The sequence below is a fragment of the Methylocystis sp. SB2 genome (assembly GCF_049817085.1).
Taxonomy (GTDB): domain Bacteria; phylum Pseudomonadota; class Alphaproteobacteria; order Rhizobiales; family Beijerinckiaceae; genus Methylocystis; species Methylocystis rosea.
Window position 1 is genome coordinate 2813053 of record NZ_CP187401.1, and the last position, 21813, is coordinate 2834865.

Genomic DNA, 21813 nt, shown 5'->3' on the forward strand with positions numbered 1-21813 from the left:
TCTCCCGGAGAGGTTCAGGCTTGCTCCAGTGGACGCGAAGCCATGTTCGACCCTGACGCTTTTGGCTTTATTAAAATACTCGCCATCGCCGGCACGCTTTACTTTGCAGCGCGCGCGGCAATCCTTATCGCCGCCGCGGCGGTAAACGCCGTTGCTCTTTTACCCTGAGTTTTTAACGTCAAGGCCTGGATCTTTACGTCTGGCGCGAGTGCGTGGCTCGTCCGGCGCAATTTTAAAAGCTAAAAAAACCTGCGCCCATACGCCAGTTTCACTGAGCGTGGGTCTCGACGTCTTGTCCGGCTGAGACATCCTGTTTCAAGTGACTGCGTCCGCGGGAGCGGGCGGCCGCCCGAAGGCCGGTCGATGAGCCGAGGAGTGGGGTTGCGCTGCGAGCAGCTGCCTCATTGGGCGCCGCGATCGCATTTTTTGCCGCTACGGCGGCGTCCGAAGGCTCGACGCTCTGCGGCGGCTCGGGCGCATAGGCGAGCGACTCTTGCCGGGCCGCCGCTCTCGACTTTCTCGTCTCATTCTTGGGCGAGTCGACCAGCCGCGCGATCGCGCTCGTCGCCTTCGCATGGGGGGTCCCCGGCCGAGTGGGGGGCAGGGGCGCAGACGCGAGCTTTGAACGGCGTGGCGGCGCATCAGCCGCCGGCATTGTGCCCGAACGGCGTTCAGCGCCGTCGGCGTCCTGGAAATCCACCGCGCTTTGCAGTTCGGCTGACCTGTCATGCGCCGTCCGCCCATCCGCGCGGGCGACGAGCGAGGCCGGACGCTGCGGCGGCAGCGGCGCTCGAACTGTTGGGAGCTTCGCGGCGGGCGGCTCTTGCTCCGGCGCTTCTGCGCCCGGCGCTGATAGGGTCGTCTCGCCGCGCGGCAAATCGGACTCCGCCCGCGAAAGCTCTTTCGCGCCGTAGCGATAGGCGTCGGTCGGGGCGGCGGCCGCGCTTTGCTCTTCCATTTCGCCGCTTGTCCCGCGCGCCTGCCGCGGCGCGAGCGAAGCCCACTGCTTGCGGGTGCTGGGAGCCGGCGCAGTGACCTCCGCGTCGTCTTCTTCGCCGCCCCCGGCGCCGCCGCCAAACAGCATGGCGAAGAAGCCGCCGAACGTGCGGCGAGGCGCAACGACGTAAGCGCCGTCGCCGCGCGCCTCGATCTCGGCGCGCGCCTCTTCATAGCGCGCGAGCGGCTGGCCGTTGGACGGCAAATGCACCGTTTTGCCATCGGGGAAGAGCCGCACGAGCTCGTCGTAGTTCATGCGCGGCCAGGCCCGCACATTGCCGACGTCGAGATGGACGAAAGGCGTGCCCGCCGTCGGATAATAGCCGACGCCGCCGCGCTGCATGCGCATGCCGATTTCGCGAATTTGCGACATCGGCATTCCCGGCATGGTGGTGTCCATCGCCTTGCCGAGCATGTGCTGGGAATATTTGGCGACGGCGCGCGACCGGGCGCGCAGCATGGCGTTTGTCTCTGGAGAGCGATAGGCGGAGACGACATGCACGACCTGATCACCGGCGCCCGCATGGCGATAGGCCTCCCAGACGACGTCGAAGAGGCGGGGGTCCATGTTGGTCGGCTCGTCGCGCCGCCAGTCGCGCAGGAACCAGTTCAACTGCTGAAGGACTTGGGCGTCATATTGCCCGTTGACGAGATACGTCGCCGAAATCGATTCATGCGTATGGGCGTGGTAGAGATGAATGGTTCTTGTGTCGCCATTGGCGACCGCGGTTTCGGTCACCTTTGGCGCGAGCGTCGCCAGGCAAAAGACCAAAAGGCCTAGAACTGTCGAAAGCGGAGCGGAAATCAGGCGCGCGCTGGAGCGAGGCGTCGTCAATAGCTGCTTCCCGTCCAGCTTGAAGCGCGCCTGAACCGACGTCGCCCGTGAAAACTAACAAGACTTCTGGCCGTTCGGCCAGAAGACGCCTTCGCCCTGTGGCGCAAGGCGCGGCGAATATCCGGTGCGGAATACGCAGTTAGACGGGCTTTGCCCCTCGGCGTCGTTACCGCCTGATTCCCCACCAATTCAGAGGCTAGGGCAACATCGTGGCGAAAAATTGCTCGAGCTTCGCCGCACCGTACGGGCGCCGCGGCGTTTCTGCGACGTCGCCGCTCAGTTCGAGGCCACCGTGCGCACGAGCTGTGGCCCAAGGATGGGCTGCGCTCCGCTGATGAGGCGCAGATAGGCCGGAGATAGCGACGCCGGATCCTGACCCGCGAAGGCCTCGGACGGCGGCCGGCGCGGGGGCAGCGGCGCGGGCTCGGGAAGCGCATTCGCTTCTTCGCCGCCGCGCGCCAATCCCGTCAGCTGTTGCCGGTCGGCGACGGCGACATGGATCGGATCGGTCTGGCCGCCTGTGCTCGCAAGGGCGGTGGCGACGGCGGACTGCACCTTCTGCGCGATGTCGCCAAAGGAGGCGAGGCTCGCGCCGGACTGTCCATCGGGCCGCGCGCTGGCGACGCTGGTCGAAGGCGCGCGCTGCTTGCGGCTGGCGATCATGGTCGGGCCGCCCTCGCAATTGCGCATGCCAAGAGCGATCAGCTCCGTCCCGGTCAACACGCGATATTCTCTAGTCAAATGGCCAAGACGCGCCTGCACGGCGGTCGGATAGGAGGCGAACAGCTGCGACGAGACGCCGAGGTCGACCTCCCGGTTGATGGCGTTATAGGCTTGATGAAATTTGACCTTTGCGTCCGGATAGACGCAGACGTTGGGCAGGCTCAGCGCCAGCGTGCATGCCGAGCGGCATTCATGCAGCCTGACCTCGCGGTTCTCGCGGCGATATCGTTCGGTGAGCGCTTCATAATCGCTGACCAGACCGCCGACGTCCTTGTAGACGACGACCGGCGCCGACATGGGGGGCGGCGACAAATAGCCCAAGACGCACCTCTACTCTACGCATTGCGGGCTTCGCTTCAGCAAACATTCACCATGTCGCGGTGAACATCGCCTTAAAGGGAACGACATCAGCCCCGGATGCCGACGCGAAGCCCTGGCGCGGGCCTTTCTTGCAGAACATTGCGGCGAAAATGGAATAGAGCCGCCGGGCGTCCGCCTGTCTTTAAGGACATTTCCCCCGTCGGCTCGACAATGGCCGTTGATTCCACCAGACGGCGGAAGTTCTGCTTGTGCAGATGTCGCCCAGCGATGGCTTCTACTGTCCGCTGCAGCTCAGTCAGCGTGAACTCGGACGCCATCAACTCGAAGATCACCGGACGATATTTCATTTTGGCGCGCAGTCTGCCCATGGCTGTGGCGAGAATGCGGCGATGGTCATGGCGCATCGGGGTCCCGAGCGGCGTCAGCGGCGCCCGCTTCTCCGCCGATTCACGACCATCGCGCAGCGCCTCCTCGAGAAGCCCGGCCTCGTAAAGAAGCTCGTAGCGCTCAAGGACGTTTTCTTCATTAAATGCGCGTCCCTTGCCGCCGAAGAGAAGATTGACCCGCACCCGGCGCGAGACGCCCGAGGAGGAGACGGCGTCCGGCGCCTCGGCCACCCAGTCCGTCAATCCCGGCGCGATCGTTTCCTCGAGGACCACGGGCGGACCTTTGCGCCAATCCTCCCAGGGAAAGAAATCATGCCAGCTCCGCCAGACGCTTGCGCGCCGATCGGCGTCGTCGCGGATGCGCGTCAACGCCAGATAGCCGACCGAGACGACGTGCGGATCGCGGTCGCCGGCGCGGGCGTGGCGTCCGCGATCGCCGAATGTATAGAGCTGCTCGACATAGCCCAGCGGCGCGCCGGTCTGCTCGGCGACCCATTCGCGCAGGCCGATCTCGAAGGTGCGATGGCGGATCGGATCGAAAGGTCCGGAGGGAAGGGCGGCGATGCTGGCTGGCCCGTCCGCGCGCGTCGTCAGGATCAAGGGCTCGTCGTCTCGAACGGCGACGATGGCGGCGGTCAGGCCGATTTCGACCGGCGGGGAAAGGGGCGCGAGCTCTTCGGCTGCTCGGCTAGGCGTCGGCGAATTCCAGGGCGAAGGGCGCTCCCTCATAGCAGTCGGTCCCGCGTCCGATCGCGGCGATCGCGGCGGACATTCGCCCGTTCCGCCCGAGCCTTTCGTCGGCGAGCGCGACCATCCGTCTGTTCGGGGTCGCGGTCGGCGAGACGCGGCGCAGTTCGCGCGCGATCTCCATTTCGCTGCGACGCGGCGCTAAAGCACAGGCCGCGACAAAGGCCGCTGCGGGCGATCGGCTCACCCCAGCGTAGCAGTGTATGACGAGAGGCGCGGAGCGGTCCCATTCCTCAAGGAAAGCAAGCAGCCGATTGATATGTTCCTCGCCAGGGAGGATGTGCCCTCCCTGCGGCGCGTCGATGTCGGAGACAGCGATCCGCAAATGGCGCTCGCGGGAGATTTCGCAAGGCCGAACAAGCGACGCCCCGGCGGTAAGAATGGTGACAAGCGAGCGTGCGCCGCTTTGGCGCACCGTGTCGACCACCTTAGTCAGGGAACAGACGTACAAACGCCCATTCGGCATTTTTCTCCCCGACGTTCTTCTTCAACTTTCGTCGACCGCCCGAAACCGAGCGAGAAAACGCGCCTGCGCCTCCTCAATGGGAGCCGGGGCGAGTTCGTCAATGAAGGGCTGCGGCGGGATCGCCGGGCGGCCGAAGATGCGCTCGGCTTCGCCCCGTGTAAAGCCCGCAAGCTGCACGGCCTCAAAAAAAGCGGCGGCGCGATCGGCCTCTTTGCACAGGTGCCGCAGTGCGGGAGAGGGCGTCGGCGGCAGAGAGAAACGCAGGAGAATCGCGCCCAATATGCGGTCCTCGACGCTTTTGTATGCGTCGCCGATCGCCGCCTTGAAGGGGGAGATCATATCGCCGATCACATATTCCGGCGCATCATGCAGCAGCATGTAAAGCCGCTCCGTTCGACCGATCGCCGGGTCGAGCGCGCTAGCGACTTTTTCCACAAGCATGCTGTGTTGCGCGACCGAGAATATATGCGCGCCGATTGTCTGACCGTTCCAGCGCGCGACGCGCGCGAGCCCATGCGCGATATCTTCGATCTCCACGTCGAGCGGCGAAGGGTCGAGCAGATCGAGCCGGCGTCCGGACAACATGCGTTGCCAGGCGCGGGGCGCTTCGCCGGGCGTCGGCCGCCCGAGATTTTTCGCTGGGGGAGCGCGCATCGCGTTAGTGGCCCTCGCCCCCTGTGTGGCGATGGCAGCCCGTCAGATGATCGTCTACCATGCCGACCGCCTGCATGAAGGCATAGACGATCGTCGGTCCGCAGAATTTGAAGCCGCGCGCCTTGAGATCTTTGGAGAGGCGTTCGGAAAGCGGGGTTTGCGTCGGCACGTCGCTCATGCGCGTCCAGTGATTGACGATCGGACGCCCGTCCACGAAACCCCACAGATAATCCGAAAAGCCGGTCGTCGCTTCAATCTCCAGCCACGCCTGCGCCGAGAGCACGGCGCCTTCGATTTTTGCGCGGTTGCGCACGATTGCATCATTGCCCATCAGCGCCGCGACGCGCTTCTGATCAAATCTCGCGATCTTTGCCGGCTCGAAGCCGTCGAAGGCGGCGCGAAACGCCTCACGCTTGCGCAGGATGGTGATCCACGAGAGGCCGGCCTGAAAGCCGTCGAGCGTCAGCTTTTCAAAGAGCGCCCGGCCGTCCCGCTCGGGCCTCCCCCACTCGTTGTCGTGATAGTCGAGGTAAAGCGGATCGACGCCGGGCCACGGACAACGTTTGAGCCCGTCGAGATGGGACACGACCGCGAGTTCGCGCCAACTTGCCGGCTGTTCCCGAACGCTTGCCAAGACTCACCTTTAATAAAGCGGACGAAAAAACGCCGCGTGCTCGGGCTTTATCGCGCGTTCGGATTGCGTTCACAACCAAGTTGGGACTATCGTCGGCCCCGGCGGGCGCAGATGGCGCGCGTCCTGCTTCTGTTGCGCCGTCGCAGTTGTTGCGGCTCAGTTCGCGCCGTCCATCAATGGAGATTTATATGGGGATCCGTATCGCTGTTTCTTACGCTGCGGCCGGCGGCGCTCTGGCCGTCGCCGTCGCCCTCGCCGCGAGCTCAGGGGACGCGTATGCGCAAGCCAATGTATTGAAGGAATGCGGATCGCAATACCAGGCGGCTAAAGCCGCTAATGAACTCGGCGGCCAGAGCTGGCAGGAGTTTTTGAAAGCCTGTCGCGGGCGGCTGGCCGAGCAGACCAAGCCTGCCGAGGCGAAGCCCGAGACGCCGCCGCCGGCCGCCGCAGAGTCGAAGCCTACGCCGCCGCCGGTGACCGAGACCAAGCCCGTCGAGCCGACTCCTCCGCCCGCCGCGACCGAAGCGACCCCGAGCCCCAAACCCGCGACGGACCCGAAAACCGCGACGCGCGAGCGCCAGAAGAAATGCAGCGAGGAATGGAAGGCGAAAAAGGCTGAGCTCAAAAAGGCCGGTTCAAAAATCACCTGGCCAAAATATTGGAGCGAATGCAACAAGAGGCTGAAAGCCGCAGGCGAATAACGTTCTTCGCGCTTTTTGTCGTCGCCCGGCGGCTCTCCGCCGGGCGTTTTTCTTGCGCTCTTGCTCGGCGAAAGGCGTCGTGGCAGAGGGAATGAAGCTGATCGCTGAACGAGGGCGGGCGTTTGGATAAAACCGAGTTGCGAAAACTGCAGGCGTTCCTGCGCCGTTCGCTCGGCAATGAGGGCGTTCGCGTCACAGCGGATCCGAAGAATCCGGACGACGCGGCCGTGCATCTTGGCGAGCGAAGGATCGCTTCGATCTCGGTCGACGACGAAGACGGCGATCGTTCCTTCGCCTTCGAGATGAAAATTCCCGTTGGACGCGAAGTGCTGCAGTCCTATTTGCGCAAGCTCTTCGAAAACGATCGCTTGTCGATCGTGGCGCGCGGGCGGAAAATGGATTCCGTCGAACTCAACGCCGACGGGGAATTTCTTGGCGTCATCTCCGCTGACGATCCGAAGCTGTCGAGCTTCACGCTGCAAGTCGCCATTCTCGATTTCGATCTCGAAGAAGAGTGACGCGCTGCCCGAATCGGGGGCGGCCGTTCCATCGCTGATCGGTCCGGGGCCTTGCTTAGGCCGGACTCACGCCGTTCAAAACCCCGGCAATCGAAGCTCTGCGTGCAAACCGCCGTTGGGGCTGTCGTTGAGCTGCAGCGAGCCGCCATAGGCGGCGGCGAGATCGACGACAATTGACAGGCCGAGACCTGATCCAGGCTTGGTTTCGTCGAGACGCCGCCCACGCTGCGTCGCCGCCGCGCGCAAATGCGAAGCAAGTCCCGGCCCGTCGTCGTCGATAGTGACGCGCAGCGTCGGCCGCGACGCGCCTTCGACGCAGACGTCGATCGTCACCCGGCTCTTCGCCCATTTGCCGGCGTTGTCGAGGAGATTGCCGATCATTTCTTCGAGGTCCTGGCGCTCGCCAAGAAAGCGCAGACGCGGATCGGCGCCGCCGGAAAAGATCACGCCCTTGTCGCCATAGATTTTACTAAAGGCGCGCAGCAAGGCGTCGATCGACGGCGCAATCTGCGTCGCGGCGCCGAGCGCGCCGCCGCGCGCCGCAGCCCGCGCCCGGTCGAGATAGAAGGAGATCTGATCGCGCATGATCTGCGCCTGTTCTTGAACTTTTCCGGCGAGTTGCCCTGGCGCGGAATCGGCCTCATTGACGATGACGGAGAGCGGCGTTTTCAGCGCATGGGCGAGATTGCCGACCTGCGTGCGCGCGCGTTCGAGAATGTCGCGATTGGCGCTGATCAGCAGATTGAGCTCTTCGGCGAGCGGCGCGACTTCGCTTGGGTAGGCGTCGATGATGCGCTCGCGCTCTCCGCCGCGGATCGATGCGAGTTCGCGCTGCAGTTGCCTCAAAGGCCGCAAGCCGAAGCGGACCTGGAAGGCGGCGCCGATGGCGAGCGCAATCGCGAGCGCCGCGAAAGCGACGATCAGCGCGAAGCGAAAGCGGGCGATTTGCTCTTCCATCTCTTCGCCGCTGCCTGCGACCTGCACGAGATAGATGCCGAGGTCGCCGACGTCGATGACGCGCTCGACGATGCGCAGCCTGCGCCCGTCCGGGCCAGGCCCATAGCCGCGACGAAAGCCGCCGACCTCCGCTGCGACGCCAAGCTCTGAGAGCTTGGGCAGCGTGTTGGCGAAGAGCGAGCGCGACGCCTTGATGTCATGAGACTTGTCGTCGAGACGCGTGATCTGCCAGTACCACCCCGAGCCCGGCAATTCGAATTGCGGGTCGCCGAGCTGGCCAGGGCCGGTGCGTCCCTCCTGTCCCGACTCCGACACGTCCGCGACGATGGCGCGCAGGTACACGTCGAGGCGACGTTCGAAAACCTCTTCCGCTTCGCTTCGGTAGTAGGCGGTAAGAAGAATGCTGGCGACGATCAGCACGACCGAACTCATCGCCGCCGCCGTCAGGAACAGACGCGCGGCGATGGAGCGAATGGAGACAAAGGAAAGGGGCATGCGCCTAGCGTCCGGCGTCCTTTGCCGGCGCGGCCGCCATGTAGCCCAGACCGCGCACGGTCTGGATGAGATCGACGCCAAGCTTTTTGCGCAACCTGCCGACGAAGACTTCGATCGTGTTCGAATCGCGATCAAAGTCCTGATCGTATAAATGCTCGATGATTTCGCTGCGGGATACGACGCGTCCGCTGTGATGCATCAGATAGGCGAGCAGCCGGTATTCGTGCGAAGTGAGCTTCACGGCCGCGCCGTCCACGACGACGCGGCCGGCTTTGGTGTCGAGTCGCACCGCGCCGCAGACGATTTCATTCGTCGCGTGGCCCGTCGCGCGGCGTAGCAGCGCGCGGATGCGCGCCAGCACCTCCTCCATGTGGAAGGGCTTTGCAACATAATCATCGGCGCCGGCGTCGAAGCCTTGCACCTTGTCGCTCCAGCGGTCGCGCGCGGTGAGGATCAGCACCGGCATGTCGCGTCCCGCCGCGCGCCATTCTTCGAGAATGGTCACGCCGTCCTTCTTCGGCAGACCGATGTCGAGGACGACGGCGTCGTAGGGCTCCGTTTCGCCGAGATGGCAACCTTCCTCGCCATCGTAGGCGCGGTCCACCGCATAGCCCGACTGTTCGAGCGCACGAACGATCTGGCGGTTCAAATCCTTGTCGTCTTCAACGACCAGCAGCCGCAATGCATCCTCCCGCGTGCGAGACTCAATTGTCTGTAGAGTCAGCGCCTATAGAGCTAGAATGAGGCCGCCCGCTGAACGCGTCGACAAGAAACTTGACGATGTGGCCGTCCCGGCGCAGCAGGCTGATCTCATAAATAAGTCCTTCGCCCAATTGGCACAGTCGCGCGCCGAGCGGCTCGGCGTGCAGCCGCAGGGCGACATCCCGCATGCACCGGAAAGGATCGGCGAGCTTCTGCGCTTCCATCTTGCTGCGCGCCTGCGCCATGGTGAAGCACTGCAGCCGTGCGGGAGCGTCTTCGGCGCGGCTGGCGGCGGCCCACAGGAAATCGGCCGTCGCCGCGAGAGCGGCGACGGTGAGCGCCCGTCTCCAACAAGCTCCGGCGGCCCGCATGCGCCTCTCCCCGGCGCATAGTCGGCCGAATGCCCTGAATGCGCAATGAATAGTCAAAAAATGCGGCCGCGCGCCTCAGCTCTCCGAGGCGCGGCAGGCGTCCCGCATTTTCTTGTAGTCGACGATCATGGCGGCGAGAGGCGCGTTTTGGGGCAAGGCGAGCAACTGCTTCGCCGCAATCTTCTGCTCTTGGAGAGAGTAGGCGACGAGCGGCGGACAGCCGCCGCCCGTCGACTGGCATGCCGCAAGAACCAGGCTAAAAGCGACCATGATCGAGATCTTGCGAAACATCTTCCACGCTCCTGCGCTCAACCATGATTTCGGCCTGGCGCTTGGCGGCGCGCAGATCGGATTCGGCGCGCCGCGCTTTCTCGTTAGCGGCGCCGCCGGCGACAAGTCGCGCCAACATTGCGCGCCCAAGCGCATAGGCGACGACGCCGGCGACCGCGACGAGACCCAGCGCGATGAGCTTGGGCATGTCAGGCTGTTCCCGGCGGCGTCGAAGTGATGCTGCGCATGATCGCCATCAACGCCGCCGAACCAATGGCGATGGCGCCGGCCTTCGGATCGTTGAGGAAGGCGATCCAGTCGGTCGAGGCGAGCGCGCCAAACAGCGCGACGAGTCCGGCGGCGACAAAAGTGCGATAGCCTTGCATTGAGAACTCCTTTTTAGTGCCGGAAGCCGCCGGCGCGGTTTCACTTGCGGCCGAGGACTCGCGAGATGAACGATTCCATGGCGAAGGCGGGACCCGGATCGCGCTTGCGCGTCGGCGCAATATCGTCATGACCGGCGATGTCATTGATGCCGTAGGTCTGGCAGAGCGCCTTGGCGATATCGACAGCGACGGAGATCTGAACGGCGGGATAGATCATCCAGGGCTTTTCCCCGCCCTTGTCGAGTTTGTGCGCGAGCATCGCCACCTGGCTCGCCGGCACATTTTTTCCGTATGCATCGGCGAATTTGCCATTGGCGAGCTTCGTCAACGGTCCGGCGTTCGTGAGCTCTATGCCGATCGAAAAGGCGTTGCAGTTCGAGCGCCGCTTCCAAACGCTTTTGCCCGCGTGCCATGCGACGCGATTGAACGGCGCGAGCTGCGTCACCGCGCCGTCGAGATCGATGACGAGATGGGCGGAAGCTTTCGCATTCGGATTGCACAGCCAGGAAATGGCCCCCTTCGCCGACTGAGCGGCGGTGTAATGCATGATCAGCAGCGAGGGCTTCAAAACGCCGCCGACATTGGGCGTCGGCTTTTGAGCGACGGGCTTGCCGTCGCAATGCAGGACGTGATTCTTCACGGCGAAGGCCATGAGCCGACTCCTTCAATTCGTCGAATGGATTGTGAAAAGCGCTTTCTAAAAAGCGCGATGGTTGGGCGGTCGCGGCGCGCTTCTCGCTCAAGATGAGCGAGAAGGACCCATGCGGCTCCCCTCGTCAGCGTTCAGACGCGCCAGCGGCGCGGTCAGTTCGCTTCGATCAGAAAAATTCAAAGATGAGGGCGTAGCCGTCCCCGCCATTGCCGCCGGCGCCGGAATTTGCGCCGTTCTGAACCGAGCCTCCGCCTCCGCCGCCTCCGCCAGCAAGACCGCCGGCGCCGCCCGCGCCAGGCCCGGTGAGGCTGGAAGCGCCGCCGCCCCCGCCGCCGCCGGCTTGTTCAAATGGGCCGGCGCTTGCGACCCATGAGCCGCCTACGCCGCCATTCACGGCGCTCGCGGCTATTCCCGCCGCGCCGATGACGGGTAATCCGGCGACATAAACGGCGCCGCCCGCCCCGCCGTTCGCGACGGCGTTGGCTGCGGTGATCCCGCCGCCGGCTCCGCCGCCGGAGGGGCCGTTGTAAAGGCATGAGCCTCCAGCGGCCGCCGTCGAGCCGGCGGCGTTGCATCCGCCGCCGCCGCCGCCGCCGAAAACGTGCGACCCGGCGGCGCCGACCGCGCCTGAACCGCCCGAGCCCACGCCAAAAGAGCCGACACCGCCAGTTCCGCCTGAACCTGAGAGGCCTGACGAGGCTTGACTGCCCGCGCCGCCGCCGCCCGAGGCGCCACCGATCTGTCCGCCCGCGCCGCCGCCCCCGGCGCCTGCGTGCAGCAGCGTTCCGAACGTGGTGACGCCGCCGGCGGAACCAGCGTTTCCGTTCGTGGAGTTCGTCGTCTGCGCGGCGCCGCCGGAACCGCCGGCGCCGATCGCGACCGCTTTCGAGGCGCCGATCTGAGCCGCGGTGAATCGTCCGCGGGCCAGCCCGCCGCCGCCGCCGCCAGCGCCGCCGGAAGCTGCGGCGCCAGAGGCCGTTCGCGCCCCGGAGCCGCCGCCGCCGCCGGCGCCAAAGAGCAGCACTTCGGCAAATCGCAGCCCGGGCGTCGGCGTATAGGAGCCGCTCGACGCGAAGACGCGGACCTTCGTCGGCCCGCCGCTTGGAAAGGCGACGGCGCCCGTCGTGCGGTCGACGACGATCGACTCATTCCATGCCGAACCGTCGGGCGAGACTTTGACGTGGAAATTGTCGTCGCCGGTCAGTCCTGTTTCGGCGCGCGCCGAATAGTTGGATTGATAAAGCTGCGAGACGGTTTTCGCCGCGCTCTCCTTGTTGAGGGCAAAGCGCAGATCGCCGGAGCCGCCTTCGCCGACGCTTTTTGCGGTGAAGAGCGTGGCATTGAGTTTGGCGAGCAGCGGATTGGCGCCGTCGGCTGTCGCGCCGATCCCGAGCAGCGCAAGATTTTGCAGCTGGCGCAGAGACAGGCCGCAGTCGATCCATCCCGCGCTGTCATAGAGCAGCAGAAGCGATTCCGCTTCGACATAGGCGCGCCAACCGGCTTGCGCGGAAAGGAAGGTCCAGCCGCCCGCGAGGAATGTGCCGATCTGATCAGTCTTGCCGGCGAAGGCGCCCGTCGCGCCGGCGCCGATGAGCACGCGATCGCCTTCGGCCGGCGTCGCCGGCGGCGACGTCACGTCTCGCGCCGAGACCGAAAGCTGCGTCAGCGCGTCGATCAGCGCCAGAGCTTCATTATGCGTGACGTGCTTCTGCGCTTGCGCCGCTTCGATGAAGGGCAGCGCAAGATGCGTGGTTTGCGTCATCGTTATTCCTATTGGACGGTGAGAGTCGTCGTCATTGGAAAGCCGCGTCCGACCGTCGCGCTCATCTGATAAAGCGACAGCGTCAGTTCGCTTTGCGGCGCGCCGAAATCGGCGAGTTCGTCGGCGGCGGGATAAAGCATCGACGCTGCGGCGACGGTGAGCGTGCGCGTTCCGCTCGCCGGCAGCGAGATATCGGCTTCGTAGGATTCGCTCGCCTCGCCGAGCGGAATATCGAGCGTCTCCCAGGCGTCAGAATCGAGGCGTCCACGCCGCACGAAATCGATGACGACGCCGGCCGGCGTGCGCCGCGCGCGCGCCTTCGTCGGCGCGTAGGGGCGCAGCGCCTTGTTCGTCGCGGCGACCGTCGGCTGAACAAAGATCGGCTCCGCATAGTCGCGATCCGCCGGTCCGATGCGATAGGTCGTCGGCGCGCCAATCTCGGCGACCTTGCGCGCAAGTGGCGCGATCGCGTCATTGAGCAGCACGACGGTCGCGCCGGCCGGCGCATCGCGCTTGGCGAGATGTTCCTCGCCGCCGAGGCCGCGAAGGAGCCTTGACAGCCGATATGTCTTTTCGCCGATCAGCTCGGCCTGCACGAAAGCGAAGATCTCCCAGTCGCCATCGACGCGAATCGCCATCGCCGAACGTCCGGCGAGCGCGGCGAGGTCGGCGACCGACGAAAGCTGCCCGGCGCCGATCCTGACAGTGAGGCTGCTTCCATTATCGAAACGTCCGGCGGGACCGGCGCGAAGGACGTCGAGCGTCTCGCCGATGGTTGCGCGCTTGTCGATGATGGCGATCTGCTCGTAGCCGCCCCCGAACGTCATCCTCCAGATGGCGAGCGGACCGGGCCAGGGATCGGCGAAGGCCGCGACATAGGAGAGCGCTTCTTCGTCGCGCCAGAGCGCAAGGTCGAGAATTTCCACTCTCGGCGGTCCGACCATCTTCGGCGAGACGACATTCGCGCGTCCAAGCAGCGGCGCGGCCGAATCATAGACGGAAGCGTCCGCCGCGCGCGCGCTTATCTGTCGCGCGGCGCCGTCCGTGATGCGTTGAATTTGAAACAGCCGGCCGCCGCCGGCTGCGGCGAGCCGCACCAGATCGCCGGGCTGCAAAGCGAGAAGGCCGGGCCGCAGCGAAAATTCGGCGGTTTCGCGTCCGATCCACAAGTCTTGCAGCCAGCTCTCCGCAAGCGACTGCGCATTGGCGCGATTCGTCATCACCGCGGCTTGCGCTTCACTCTGGCGCGCCGAGCGGCCCTCAAGTCTGCGAGATAAGACTCGCGCCATCTGAAAGTCGTTCTCGGAATCGGAGAAGGAGAGCGCGATCTCCTGCGGCAGTTCGCTTTCCTGCGCCCGCGTCAGCGTCACGAGCGAGGCGGTTTTGCCGGCGACGAGATCGTCTTCGTCGATTTCGCACACCGGCTTCCCGCGCCGATCGACGAAGCGCAAGGCGCCGCCGTTCGCCACGGCGTCGAAGCCGAAGAGCGCGGCAAGAGGATCGATCGCCTCGCGCGGCGACATCGGTCGCTCCAGCACATAGCCGTCAAGAAAGCCGGCGACGTCTGGCCGCTGTGTGACAATTTCAGGCGCGGAGACGGCGCCGGCGAGCGCCGGCAGGAGGCGGTCGAGCGGCGCGCCTTCGAGTCGTCCGTTCAACCAATGGCCCGTCTCCCAATTGGCGGCGTCGCTCCATGCGTCGGTCTGCGTCGGAAAGGCCGGAAAGGGGCGCGCATCCCAGCACCATATGTGCAGGCGCGCCGGATCAACCATCGGCCCGGCGTAGACGCTGGACGTCGGGTTGCTCGCAGCGCCGCCGGTCGCCGTTGGATCGAAATGCGCGATCATCGCCTCGATGAATCGCGCCTGCATGAGATCATCGCGGCCGTTGCGCGAAAAATAGGGCAGACCGCCGTCGCTCGAACGCGGGTCCGGAAAAACATTCGGCGCATTGGCGCCGCGATCCACCGCCGCACATCCGGTCTCGACGATCCAGATCGGCTTCGACTGCGGGACCCATGCCGTCGGCGCCGCCAGCTCAGCGCCGCCGACGCGCTCGTAATGCGGTTGCGACCACCACGACAGAAAATCCTTCTGGCGGAAGATCCAAGGCTTGCCGAGCCCATCGCTGATCGGCGTGCGATCTTGCGTAAGGCGCGCGTTTGCATCGGCGTAATGCCAATCATAGGCCTCGCCCGAGGCGACGCGAGACTTGAGATAGTCGAGATCATAAATGCTCGCCGCTTCCTGCGCGTCGAGATGGGCGTCGCCGTCGCGCCAGTCGGAGAGCGGCCAATAGACGTCGACGCCGATGAAGTCGACGGCGCTTGACGCCCACAGCGGATCGAGCGGGAAGCGCGCCTCGCCGCTTACAGGAACATGCGCGCCATATTCGGTCCAGTCGGCGGCGTAAGAGACTTTGGTTGGCGCGCCAAGGATCGCCTTTGCATCGGCCGCTAGAGTCATCAGCGCCGCGACGGCGGGATATTCGCCCGGCGCCGAGCGCACGCGCGTCAGGCCGATCAGCTCGGAGCCGATGAGGAAGGCCTCGACGCCGCCGGCCGCAACGCAAAGATTGGCGTAATGCAGAATGAAGGCGCGATAGCGCGTAAAGAAGGCGTCGAGCTGCGCCGCAGCAGCCGGGGTTGCGTCAGGTGAACCCGGCCGACCCGGCGCCGGATCGCAGGTGACGCGTCCGCGCCATGGGGACGCCGGCTGTTCGACGGCGCCTGTGTAAGGATTGGGCAGCGTATTGCCTGGCGGCACGTCCATCATCACGAAGGGATAGAAAGTGACCGCGAGGCCGCGCGCCTTGAGGTCGGCGATAGCGGCCATCACCGACGCGTCGCTGGGCGTTCCGCCATAGGCCGAGCGTCCCTCGATTTGCGAAACGAGCCGCGCGGTGGAGCGCGTCAGCCCGGCGACGGACCAGTCCGGCGGCCAGAAGCCGCCGAGAATGAAGTTGAATTGACCGATGGTCTTGAATGTCGCGTCGACGCGCGGCGCGATCGTGCAATGTTCAGCGCGAAGATCGTCGCCGAACCAGGCGACGACCAGCGCGACGCTTTCGAGATTGGGGCAAAGCGCCTGCAAAGCGTCGATCGACGCGGTCCAGTCCGTCGCCGCGGTGAGCTGATGGCGATTTTCCGCCGCCGTGGCGCCGGGAGAGTAGAAATTGAGCTTGAGGGCAGGGTGATAGCCGGCCTCCGTCGCGCCGGGAATGAGGTCGACGGCGCGGATCATCGCGCCGAGTCCTTCGACGGGCTTCACGACTTCGAACGTAAATTGCGGAATGCGATTGCCGAAGGGCGCGAGCGCTAGATCCTCGAAAACAATATAGGCGAGGCCACGATAGGCGGGCGCGTTCTCCGCCCCTTCTTTGGCGACGATCAGCGCATCGGGCTCCTGATCTTCAGTCCCGGGATAGATACGAATCGGCAGCGTCGTCATGTCGAGCTCTGACCCGTCAGCCCAGATGCGTCGCACGAAGGCGACAGGCCCTTCGCACAGCCCGATCGCGAAATTCGCCGAATAGGCATAGGTGAACTGAACGTTGAAGCCGCCGCCGCCCCCGCCGCCTTTGCCCTGATGCTGTGTCTGCGCAAAAGACACATTGACGCGTTCGAGAAAACGCGTCGCCCAGATCATTTGTCCGCCGATGCGCGCGCGGCCATAGATTCGCGGCACGCCGGCGCCTTCCGTTGAGGTGATCCCGTCCATCGATTTCAGCCGCGGACCGATCGAATAGCGCGGCGATGCATGCGGTTGCAGCGCCGCGTCGACGAAGGAGCCGCCAAAGCCGCCGAGCACGCGGCCGATAGAGGAACCGACAGGTCCGCCGATCGCGCCGCCGGCGACAGAGCCGATCGTCTGCAGAACAAGAGTGGCCATGAAAATCTCGTCGAATGTCATTCCCGACGCGCGCATCGCGCGCGATCGTGAATCCAGACCATTGCAGAGACTCGCGTGAGCGGCTCTGGATTCCCAGTCAGGCCTTCGGCCTGCCGGGAATGACAAATTGGAAGAATTCAGTCAGTCACGCCCGGAAAGGCGAAGGCGGTGACAAGCTTGTTGCGCCAATGCGAGCCAATCGCGACCTCCGCGACGCAGGCGCCGGCATGGGCGTGAATCATATGCGTCGTCGATGTCGCGACGCCGAGATGTTTCGCCGGGAGATGTTCGCGAAAGCGAAACAGCAGAACGTCGCCTTCACGAAAATCGCTTAAAGCCGCCACTCTGAAATGCCGATGGGCCGCGTCAAGCAATGTCTCGGCGCCCGAGGCTTCGGCCCAATCGGGCGTATATGCGGGCGCTGTCTCCGGCTCGTTACCGACGACGTCGCGCCAGACGCCGCGCACGAGCCCGAGGCAGTCGCAGCCGACTTGCATGAGCGAAGCCTGATGCACGTAAGGCGTGCCACGCCAGCGCCGCGCCGCCGCGACAATGTCGGCGCGGGTCATCTAAAAAAACTCCCGCCGTCCATCGCCGGCGCAAGCGCGCTCGGATAGGCGATGACGCGATCATTGCCCGGCATATGCGGGAAGCCTCGGAAGTTGACGATATTGTCGAACTTGGCGCGGCAGCTCGTCGGCGACTTGTCGCATCCCGCCGTCATGAGAACGGCGTCTCCGGCGACAATCGCGCCGCCCGGCGGCGTCCATAGCGTGACGCTCGCGCGCAGATTTTCCTGGCGATGCGATTTGACGGTCTGGCGGGCGTTTTCATTTGCGCCGCTCGTAAAGGTCAGCGCGCCGCCCGTGAAAAAGCCGCTGTCGAAACTTTCCGAAAGATCGACGTCGATCGCGCCGCCGACGAAGGCGGCGACGACGCCCGGCGCGTGAAAGCCAGGCGCCATGACGTCAAGACCGCAGCGCGTGTCGCCGAGATCCGCCGAACAACTGCGTTGAAAGGCGCGGCCCTGCTGCTGATCGAAAAGGTGTGCGCTTGAGCGCAGCTCCGCAGAAAAAGCGTTCTCGCCGCGGCGTATCTCGCCGATCGTCGCGATATCCAGCAAGGCGCGATCAGCGACATTCGTCCAGTCGACGAGCCATGTTTCGACCGAGGCGCCGTCATAGAGGCCGTTCAGCAGATCCGCCTCGATGAGGCTCTCGTCGCTCAAGGCGCCGGCCGCTTCGCCCGTTCCCGGCGCAAAGCCGACGCTCGATTCGAGTTGCGACGCTGAGAGACCGGTGTTGGCGCGGAAGACTACGTCGTTGAAAGTCAGATCGCGATCATGATCGGTGAAGCCCATCACGGTCGCGTCGCTGCGCGAAACGCGCCAACAATGGCAGAATGTGGTGGCGCGCTGATCGAGCTTCGCCTGCATCGAAGGAGAGAGCGAGAGCATGGATGGATTCCACTTTTGTGTGATCTTTCAGCGTCATTGCCAGCCGAAGGCGAAGCGATCCAGAGCACGGTCCGCGATCTGTGGATTGCTTCGTCGGCTTCGCCTCCTCGCAATGACGGAGCTACGGAATGATTTCGACGATCGGAATATGCGGAATCGCCCCGGCCTCGAAGGCGTGCATGTCGATCTCGAGAAAATCCGTATCGAAGCGCACCGGCACGTCGAAGAGAAAGCCGGCCGTGACGATTGCTCCCGCCGAGGGTATCGCGCCCGGCGCGAAGGTCACGATTCCTATGGTGACGTCGACGCTCACATCCGGCGTCAACTTCTCGACGCCATCGACCGCGACGCGCGCCGTTCCGGCGAAAGGCTTTACGATGTCGCGCGCATAAGCGGAAAAGGCGCCGCCGTACGTCTTCACAAGCTGGAATGTGGCGCGCGCGCCATCTCCCATTCCTATTGTTTGATCCGTTGGGCTCGGCGTCGCGCCCGGCGCGCAGGAGGCGCAATCGGCGCGATCGCGCCAGCGAAAGCCATACAGCCGGCCGCGCCGCTCTTCGAAAAATTCGATGATCTGCGAGAGCTGCGTGAGACTCTTGACGCCGTAGCCAGCTTCATAGCGGCGCCGCGAATGCGCCCAGCGGGCGTTTCGCGCCTCGCGATTGGAGCCGAGCGTCACGATCTCGGTGCGCCGCTCCGGTCCGCCGCGCCCGCCGAGCGAGACATCAAGCGGAAAGCGGATCTCGTGAAAATCGCTCATGCCGGCTGCGCCCGATTAGAGATTGCGTTGGCCGCGCGCGACGGCTCGCGCCAGGGCGCCCGTGATCTGCGCCTCCGAACGGCGGAAGCTTTCGATATCCTGTGCAGCGATGTTGACCGTGACCGACACCGGACGCGCGCCTGCGCTTTGCGCGACGACGCCGAGCCGGCCATCCGCGCCGCGCGCCAGCGGCATGATCGCCTCGGCGCCGCGCTCGCCCATCAGCCCCATCGCGCCGCCGCTTGCAAAATAGGTTGGACTTGCGACGACTCCGCCCTGCGCGAAAGGCGCAACGGAACCGGCGCCGCCGAAGGCGCCGGAAAACATGCCGCTCAATCCGCTCACCAGTCCTTCGGCAAGCGCCTTGGTTCCCGAGCGCAAGGCCATGCGCGTCAGCGACTGGGCGATCGTCGACAGCACGTCGTTGAAGCTGCGGCCGCTCGCCGCCGCTGACCCGAAACCCAGGTGAAGCGTCTTCGTGACATTTCCCGCCGAGACGTTGATCTGATCGAGCAGAAGTTTCGTCGCTTGAAGGTTAGCTGTCGCGATAGGCTCATTCGCGCCCGGTGCATTAAACGGGTCCGGGAAGGAGTCGAAAGTTGTCGTCATGTCGATCCTTGAGAATCGGGAAATTGGCGCATCATTTCTTCAAGCGCCGCGCGCGACGGCGCGCCCGGCGCGACGCCATAGACGCCCTCGACCGCGCGAAAAAGTTCGCGCGGCGTCATCAACCAAAAATCGCGCGACGGGAGCCGCAGGACGCCAAGCCCGAAGGCCATGGCGCGCGCAAACGGAAAGGGCGCGCGATGGGAGGCGTCGCGCGCCGCTTTTTCCGTTTGCCTCAGGCGTCCTGCGGCGTCGGAGGGTTTGCGGTCGCGCTTTGCTCCGGCGCATCGCCGAAGGTCGCGGCGAGGAGTTCGGCCGCGATGCGCACATAGCCCGCAAGACCTTCCGAAACTTTCATTCTGGCGACGTCTTCGTCGGTTATGTTGTTGCCCGCGCCGCGCAACCCGCAGCCGATGATGCGCAGTATGTCGCGTGCGGAAAGTCGTCGTTCCTCAAATCGGCTCGCGAGCGCAACAAGATCGCTGGCGCCAAAGCCGCTTTCAAGTTCGGCGAGCGCGCCGAGCGTCAGGCAGAGCGTGTAACTTTTGCCGTCGATCGTCGCGTCGATTTCGCCGCGCTTGCGGTTCGCCATTGCGTCCTCACATGAAATGCGCTGGTCCATCTGGAATTGTCATTCCCGTCAGGCCGAAGGCTTGACCGGGAATCCAGAGTCGCAACAAGCATGTTTGATTTTGCCCCTGGATTCCCGATCGCGCTTCGCGCGTCGGGAATGACAGTTGAGCCGTTCAAACCTCACAGCGCCGCGAAGGCGAGCGCGCCCGCCGATTCCAGCGAAATATCGAAAGTCACTTCGGCGGAATATTCGCCGCGGTAATCGAGATTGGCGATCTGGAACAGGCCCGAGAGCACGCCGAAGTCCGGAATGACAATCTGCCATTCGCGCAGCAGCCCGTCGAAGAAGGTCTGGCGCAGGAGAGCATCCGACGACTGGTCTTTGAACACGCCTGTCCCGGAAAGGCTGGCGCGCTTCAAGCCGGCGCCGTCGAGCAGTTCGCGCCAGCGACCGCTCGACTCGGCGTCGGTCACGTCGACCGTGTCGGCATTCAGCGCGAGGCGTCGCGTGCGCAAGCCGGCGACCGTGACGAAGCTCGCGCCGTCATGAATTTTCAAGAGAAGGTCCTTGCCTTTCTGGGCGGCCATCAATGAGCTCCATTAAAGATATTCGGTCGTGGCGCGAAAGCGCAGATTGACCAGCGCGAAGCGGCCGTTCTGATCGCGACGCGTTTCCATAGAGAGGAAGCGCAAGTCGATCAGCCGATGCCCCTCGGGACTGAGCGCCGCCTCATCGAGAAGATCGGCGATGCGCTGGGCCAGTTGGAGCGCTTCGCTTAGCCCCCGCATCGTCGATGTGACGCCGATCGTAAAGAGCTGCTCCGCGCCAGGCGAGAGATCGGCGGACCAGTCGCGCAGCTGCGCTTCGCCAAAAAGCGCATAGGGCGGTTCGGTTCCGTGCGGCGCCTCGTCGTAAAGCTTTTGGCCGAACCCCGCATCCGCGAGCAGATAGGCGCGGATCGCTTTGCGCAGCGCGACGACGGGTGAAACGCTCATGGCGAGTCCTTTAAGTGATCTCTTCGCACGCGCAGATTAAAAAACGCCGACGCTCATCGGGATCTACAACCGATTGGATGCGAAGTTTTCGACCGCGATAAGCAAAGCGCATGTCCTTTGAGACATCGTCACGCCAGCGGATCGTTACGACGAGAGTTGCGGCCTGTTCGGCGCGTTGCTCGACGAAATCCTCGCGCACGCCGGAAGGCGCGATGCGCGCCCAAAGATCAGCGACGGGCGTAAAGCTGCGCGAAAAGCCGCCAGCGCCATCGGGCGCGTCGATGGGCGCCTCGAGCGTCACGCGATGGCGCAACGCGCCGATGGCGAGCCCGCTCACAGCAGCCGCTCCCTTCGAAAGGGCGCAGCGAGCTGCGCGACCGTTTTGGGCAAAGCGTCGTCGCCGCTATCGCCGCGGTTTTCGCGCCACTGCGCGACGAGCGTCAAAATCGCCTGGCGCAGCGGTTGCGGCGCGTCGCTCGCGACGGAGCCATAGCCGACGGTAAAGTCGATCTCGATTCCATCGCTCGCGCGTCCAGGCGCCGGAGGCGCCGATGTGAAGCTGACTCGGCCGCCTTCCATCGATTCGGGCGCGCGAAAGGTCGCCGCATTGAGCGTCTGCGGCGCGTCGTTGGCGTCGAACACACGGATCGCCGTCACCGAGTGAAATGGTGCGAAGGGAATGCGGAGCGTCGCGTTCGAGGCGACCGAAGTGGGCCAGGAGTCGAACACGAGACGCCAGCTTTGCGTGACGAAGAAGCGCTTTGTATAGGCTTCGAGCGTCATGCGCGCGGCGACGATCAGCGCCTGAATCAATTCATCCTCTTCGACGCCGTCTTCACGCAGCCATGATTTTGCGTCGGCGAGCGAGACGGGCTCGATCGCCGGCGCGCCGATGAGCATCGGTCGCATCTCGCATCCTAGGTTGTGGTGAGCAGATGGCCGCGACCTTACTCGTC

28 protein-coding genes are annotated in these 21813 nt (G+C 64.7%); 3 read left to right on the forward strand and 25 right to left on the reverse strand.

The features are described from left to right. Nucleotides 1-42: 42 nt before the first annotated feature. Nucleotides 43-168: a hypothetical protein gene (locus tag ACPS74_RS13715; RefSeq protein WP_255722951.1), complete on the forward strand. Its 126-nt coding sequence runs from the start codon at nucleotides 43-45 to the stop codon at nucleotides 166-168. A gap of 100 nt (nucleotides 169-268) precedes the next feature. Here the strand turns inward: ACPS74_RS13715 and ACPS74_RS13720 are convergent, their stop codons facing one another. The 6 genes from ACPS74_RS13720 to ACPS74_RS13745 all read right to left on the reverse strand — a co-directional run bounded on the left by ACPS74_RS13720 (nucleotide 269) and on the right by ACPS74_RS13745 (nucleotide 5762). Continuing rightward, the gene (locus ACPS74_RS13720) at nucleotides 269-1735 is read right to left on the reverse strand and encodes a DUF882 domain-containing protein (protein ID WP_347371814.1); all 1467 of its coding nucleotides are present in this window, start codon (nucleotides 1733-1735) and stop codon (nucleotides 269-271) included. A gap of 372 nt (nucleotides 1736-2107) precedes the next feature. Continuing rightward, the gene (locus tag ACPS74_RS13725) at nucleotides 2108-2875 is read right to left on the reverse strand and encodes a hypothetical protein (RefSeq protein ID WP_029648145.1); all 768 of its coding nucleotides are present in this window, start codon (nucleotides 2873-2875) and stop codon (nucleotides 2108-2110) included. An 86-nt stretch (nucleotides 2876-2961) separates the two neighbouring features. Further along, the gene (locus ACPS74_RS13730) at nucleotides 2962-3990 is read right to left on the reverse strand and encodes an NUDIX hydrolase (protein ID WP_029648146.1); all 1029 of its coding nucleotides are present in this window, start codon (nucleotides 3988-3990) and stop codon (nucleotides 2962-2964) included. Then, nucleotides 3950-4474 (reverse strand): tyrosine phosphatase family protein, encoded by a 525-nt coding sequence (locus ACPS74_RS13735; RefSeq protein ID WP_026222762.1) that lies wholly within the window; start codon nucleotides 4472-4474, stop codon nucleotides 3950-3952. The genes ACPS74_RS13730 and ACPS74_RS13735 overlap by 41 nt, the downstream gene beginning before the upstream one ends. A 21-nt stretch (nucleotides 4475-4495) precedes the next feature. Then, complete coding sequence (locus ACPS74_RS13740) at nucleotides 4496-5128, reverse strand: HD family hydrolase (protein ID WP_029648147.1); 633 nt, start codon at nucleotides 5126-5128, stop codon at nucleotides 4496-4498. 4 nt (nucleotides 5129-5132) lie between these two features. After that, nucleotides 5133-5762, reverse strand: coding sequence for a DNA-3-methyladenine glycosylase I (locus ACPS74_RS13745; protein WP_029648148.1), 630 nt, complete (start codon nucleotides 5760-5762; stop codon nucleotides 5133-5135). A 188-nt stretch (nucleotides 5763-5950) separates the two neighbouring features. Between ACPS74_RS13745 and ACPS74_RS13750 the strand changes: the two genes are divergently transcribed. Next, entirely contained in the window at nucleotides 5951-6463 is a 513-nt protein-coding gene (locus ACPS74_RS13750) for a hypothetical protein (protein ID WP_036241169.1), read from the forward strand. Nucleotides 6464-6585: 122 nt separating this feature from the next. Continuing rightward, nucleotides 6586-6981, forward strand: a complete 396-nt coding sequence (locus tag ACPS74_RS13755) for a DUF3126 family protein (RefSeq protein ID WP_018407137.1) — start codon at nucleotides 6586-6588, stop codon at nucleotides 6979-6981. 75 nt (nucleotides 6982-7056) lie between these two features. Here ACPS74_RS13755 and ACPS74_RS13760 read toward each other — a convergent pair whose 3' ends face one another. The 19 genes from ACPS74_RS13760 to ACPS74_RS13850 form a co-directional block, all read right to left on the reverse strand. Continuing rightward, nucleotides 7057-8433 (reverse strand): ATP-binding protein, encoded by a 1377-nt coding sequence (locus ACPS74_RS13760; RefSeq protein WP_029648150.1) that lies wholly within the window; start codon nucleotides 8431-8433, stop codon nucleotides 7057-7059. Between the two features lie 4 nt (nucleotides 8434-8437). Next, entirely contained in the window at nucleotides 8438-9115 is a 678-nt protein-coding gene (locus ACPS74_RS13765; protein WP_029648151.1) for a response regulator transcription factor, read from the reverse strand. A 22-nt stretch (nucleotides 9116-9137) separates the two neighbouring features. Beyond that, nucleotides 9138-9506, reverse strand: a complete 369-nt coding sequence (locus tag ACPS74_RS13770; protein ID WP_029648152.1) for a PepSY domain-containing protein — start codon at nucleotides 9504-9506, stop codon at nucleotides 9138-9140. Nucleotides 9507-9581: 75 nt separating this feature from the next. Next, the gene (locus ACPS74_RS13775; RefSeq protein ID WP_210165920.1) at nucleotides 9582-9797 is read right to left on the reverse strand and encodes a hypothetical protein; all 216 of its coding nucleotides are present in this window, start codon (nucleotides 9795-9797) and stop codon (nucleotides 9582-9584) included. Beyond that, nucleotides 9763-9984 (reverse strand): hypothetical protein, encoded by a 222-nt coding sequence (locus ACPS74_RS13780; protein ID WP_029648154.1) that lies wholly within the window; start codon nucleotides 9982-9984, stop codon nucleotides 9763-9765. Before ACPS74_RS13780 ends, ACPS74_RS13775 begins: the two co-directional genes overlap by 35 nt. A gap of 1 nt (nucleotide 9985) precedes the next feature. Then, complete coding sequence (locus tag ACPS74_RS13785) at nucleotides 9986-10162, reverse strand: hypothetical protein (RefSeq protein ID WP_193392170.1); 177 nt, start codon at nucleotides 10160-10162, stop codon at nucleotides 9986-9988. Nucleotides 10163-10202: 40 nt separating this feature from the next. Further along, nucleotides 10203-10814, reverse strand: coding sequence for an N-acetylmuramoyl-L-alanine amidase (locus tag ACPS74_RS13790; RefSeq protein ID WP_029648155.1), 612 nt, complete (start codon nucleotides 10812-10814; stop codon nucleotides 10203-10205). Between the two features lie 166 nt (nucleotides 10815-10980). Beyond that, nucleotides 10981-12576 (reverse strand): DUF2793 domain-containing protein, encoded by a 1596-nt coding sequence (locus ACPS74_RS13795; RefSeq protein WP_425622380.1) that lies wholly within the window; start codon nucleotides 12574-12576, stop codon nucleotides 10981-10983. 8 nt (nucleotides 12577-12584) lie between these two features. Then, nucleotides 12585-16466, reverse strand: a complete 3882-nt coding sequence (locus ACPS74_RS13800; protein WP_029648587.1) for a baseplate multidomain protein megatron — start codon at nucleotides 16464-16466, stop codon at nucleotides 12585-12587. 137 nt (nucleotides 16467-16603) lie between these two features. After that, nucleotides 16604-17035, reverse strand: a complete 432-nt coding sequence (locus tag ACPS74_RS13805; RefSeq protein ID WP_029648586.1) for an NlpC/P60 family protein — start codon at nucleotides 17033-17035, stop codon at nucleotides 16604-16606. Continuing rightward, on the reverse strand, nucleotides 17032-17922 hold the full coding sequence (locus ACPS74_RS13810) for a DUF2163 domain-containing protein (protein ID WP_029648585.1): 891 nt from the start codon (nucleotides 17920-17922) through the stop codon (nucleotides 17032-17034). The genes ACPS74_RS13805 and ACPS74_RS13810 overlap by 4 nt, the downstream gene beginning before the upstream one ends. 121 nt (nucleotides 17923-18043) lie before the next feature. Continuing rightward, nucleotides 18044-18682 (reverse strand): DUF2460 domain-containing protein, encoded by a 639-nt coding sequence (locus tag ACPS74_RS13815; protein ID WP_029648584.1) that lies wholly within the window; start codon nucleotides 18680-18682, stop codon nucleotides 18044-18046. Between the two features lie 15 nt (nucleotides 18683-18697). Further along, nucleotides 18698-19291 carry a phage tail tape measure protein gene (locus tag ACPS74_RS13820; RefSeq protein WP_029648583.1) on the reverse strand — a complete coding sequence of 198 codons (594 nt, stop codon included), beginning with the start codon at nucleotides 19289-19291 and terminating at the stop codon, nucleotides 18698-18700. Then, nucleotides 19288-19461 (reverse strand): rcc01693 family protein, encoded by a 174-nt coding sequence (locus ACPS74_RS13825; protein WP_083481301.1) that lies wholly within the window; start codon nucleotides 19459-19461, stop codon nucleotides 19288-19290. Before ACPS74_RS13825 ends, ACPS74_RS13820 begins: the two co-directional genes overlap by 4 nt. A 62-nt stretch (nucleotides 19462-19523) precedes the next feature. Further along, on the reverse strand, nucleotides 19524-19880 hold the full coding sequence (locus tag ACPS74_RS13830) for a gene transfer agent family protein (protein WP_029648582.1): 357 nt from the start codon (nucleotides 19878-19880) through the stop codon (nucleotides 19524-19526). 161 nt (nucleotides 19881-20041) lie between these two features. Next, nucleotides 20042-20449, reverse strand: a complete 408-nt coding sequence (locus ACPS74_RS13835) for a phage major tail protein, TP901-1 family (RefSeq protein ID WP_029648581.1) — start codon at nucleotides 20447-20449, stop codon at nucleotides 20042-20044. A gap of 12 nt (nucleotides 20450-20461) precedes the next feature. Further along, the gene (locus ACPS74_RS13840; protein ID WP_029648580.1) at nucleotides 20462-20857 is read right to left on the reverse strand and encodes a DUF3168 domain-containing protein; all 396 of its coding nucleotides are present in this window, start codon (nucleotides 20855-20857) and stop codon (nucleotides 20462-20464) included. Nucleotides 20858-20867: 10 nt separating this feature from the next. Then, nucleotides 20868-21194, reverse strand: coding sequence for a phage head closure protein (locus tag ACPS74_RS13845; RefSeq protein ID WP_029648579.1), 327 nt, complete (start codon nucleotides 21192-21194; stop codon nucleotides 20868-20870). After that, the gene (locus ACPS74_RS13850) at nucleotides 21191-21766 is read right to left on the reverse strand and encodes a head-tail connector protein (protein WP_029648578.1); all 576 of its coding nucleotides are present in this window, start codon (nucleotides 21764-21766) and stop codon (nucleotides 21191-21193) included. Before ACPS74_RS13850 ends, ACPS74_RS13845 begins: the two co-directional genes overlap by 4 nt. Nucleotides 21767-21813 lie beyond the last annotated feature (47 nt).

What these genes read in the sequence shown, in the direction of transcription:
- ACPS74_RS13830 (WP_029648582.1), bottom strand. Translation starts at nt 19,880, where the DNA reads ATGGCGAACCGCAAGCGCGGCGAAATCGACGCGACGATCGACGGCAAA.
- ACPS74_RS13775 (WP_210165920.1), bottom strand. Translation starts at nt 9,797, where the DNA reads ATGTTTCGCAAGATCTCGATCATGGTCGCTTTTAGCCTGGTTCTTGCG.
- ACPS74_RS13805 (WP_029648586.1), bottom strand. Translation starts at nt 17,035, where the DNA reads ATGACCCGCGCCGACATTGTCGCGGCGGCGCGGCGCTGGCGTGGCACG.
- ACPS74_RS13790 (WP_029648155.1), bottom strand. Translation starts at nt 10,814, where the DNA reads ATGGCCTTCGCCGTGAAGAATCACGTCCTGCATTGCGACGGCAAGCCC.
- ACPS74_RS13750 (WP_036241169.1), top strand. Translation starts at nt 5,951, where the DNA reads ATGGGGATCCGTATCGCTGTTTCTTACGCTGCGGCCGGCGGCGCTCTG.
- ACPS74_RS13815 (WP_029648584.1), bottom strand. Translation starts at nt 18,682, where the DNA reads ATGAGCGATTTTCACGAGATCCGCTTTCCGCTTGATGTCTCGCTCGGC.
- ACPS74_RS13825 (WP_083481301.1), bottom strand. Translation starts at nt 19,461, where the DNA reads ATGGCCTTCGGGCTTGGCGTCCTGCGGCTCCCGTCGCGCGATTTTTGG.
- ACPS74_RS13820 (WP_029648583.1), bottom strand. Translation starts at nt 19,291, where the DNA reads ATGACGACAACTTTCGACTCCTTCCCGGACCCGTTTAATGCACCGGGC.
- ACPS74_RS13850 (WP_029648578.1), bottom strand. Translation starts at nt 21,766, where the DNA reads ATGCGACCGATGCTCATCGGCGCGCCGGCGATCGAGCCCGTCTCGCTC.
- ACPS74_RS13740 (WP_029648147.1), bottom strand. Translation starts at nt 5,128, where the DNA reads ATGCGCGCTCCCCCAGCGAAAAATCTCGGGCGGCCGACGCCCGGCGAA.
- ACPS74_RS13785 (WP_193392170.1), bottom strand. Translation starts at nt 10,162, where the DNA reads ATGCAAGGCTATCGCACTTTTGTCGCCGCCGGACTCGTCGCGCTGTTT.
- ACPS74_RS13730 (WP_029648146.1), bottom strand. Translation starts at nt 3,990, where the DNA reads ATGAGGGAGCGCCCTTCGCCCTGGAATTCGCCGACGCCTAGCCGAGCA.
- ACPS74_RS13835 (WP_029648581.1), bottom strand. Translation starts at nt 20,449, where the DNA reads ATGGCCGCCCAGAAAGGCAAGGACCTTCTCTTGAAAATTCATGACGGC.
- ACPS74_RS13760 (WP_029648150.1), bottom strand. Translation starts at nt 8,433, where the DNA reads ATGCCCCTTTCCTTTGTCTCCATTCGCTCCATCGCCGCGCGTCTGTTC.
- ACPS74_RS13810 (WP_029648585.1), bottom strand. Translation starts at nt 17,922, where the DNA reads ATGCTCTCGCTCTCTCCTTCGATGCAGGCGAAGCTCGATCAGCGCGCC.
- ACPS74_RS13715 (WP_255722951.1), top strand. Translation starts at nt 43, where the DNA reads ATGTTCGACCCTGACGCTTTTGGCTTTATTAAAATACTCGCCATCGCC.
- ACPS74_RS13735 (WP_026222762.1), bottom strand. Translation starts at nt 4,474, where the DNA reads ATGCCGAATGGGCGTTTGTACGTCTGTTCCCTGACTAAGGTGGTCGAC.
- ACPS74_RS13840 (WP_029648580.1), bottom strand. Translation starts at nt 20,857, where the DNA reads ATGAGCGTTTCACCCGTCGTCGCGCTGCGCAAAGCGATCCGCGCCTAT.
- ACPS74_RS13800 (WP_029648587.1), bottom strand. Translation starts at nt 16,466, where the DNA reads ATGGCCACTCTTGTTCTGCAGACGATCGGCTCTGTCGCCGGCGGCGCG.
- ACPS74_RS13795 (WP_425622380.1), bottom strand. Translation starts at nt 12,576, where the DNA reads ATGACGCAAACCACGCATCTTGCGCTGCCCTTCATCGAAGCGGCGCAA.
- ACPS74_RS13780 (WP_029648154.1), bottom strand. Translation starts at nt 9,984, where the DNA reads ATGCCCAAGCTCATCGCGCTGGGTCTCGTCGCGGTCGCCGGCGTCGTC.
- ACPS74_RS13770 (WP_029648152.1), bottom strand. Translation starts at nt 9,506, where the DNA reads ATGCGGGCCGCCGGAGCTTGTTGGAGACGGGCGCTCACCGTCGCCGCT.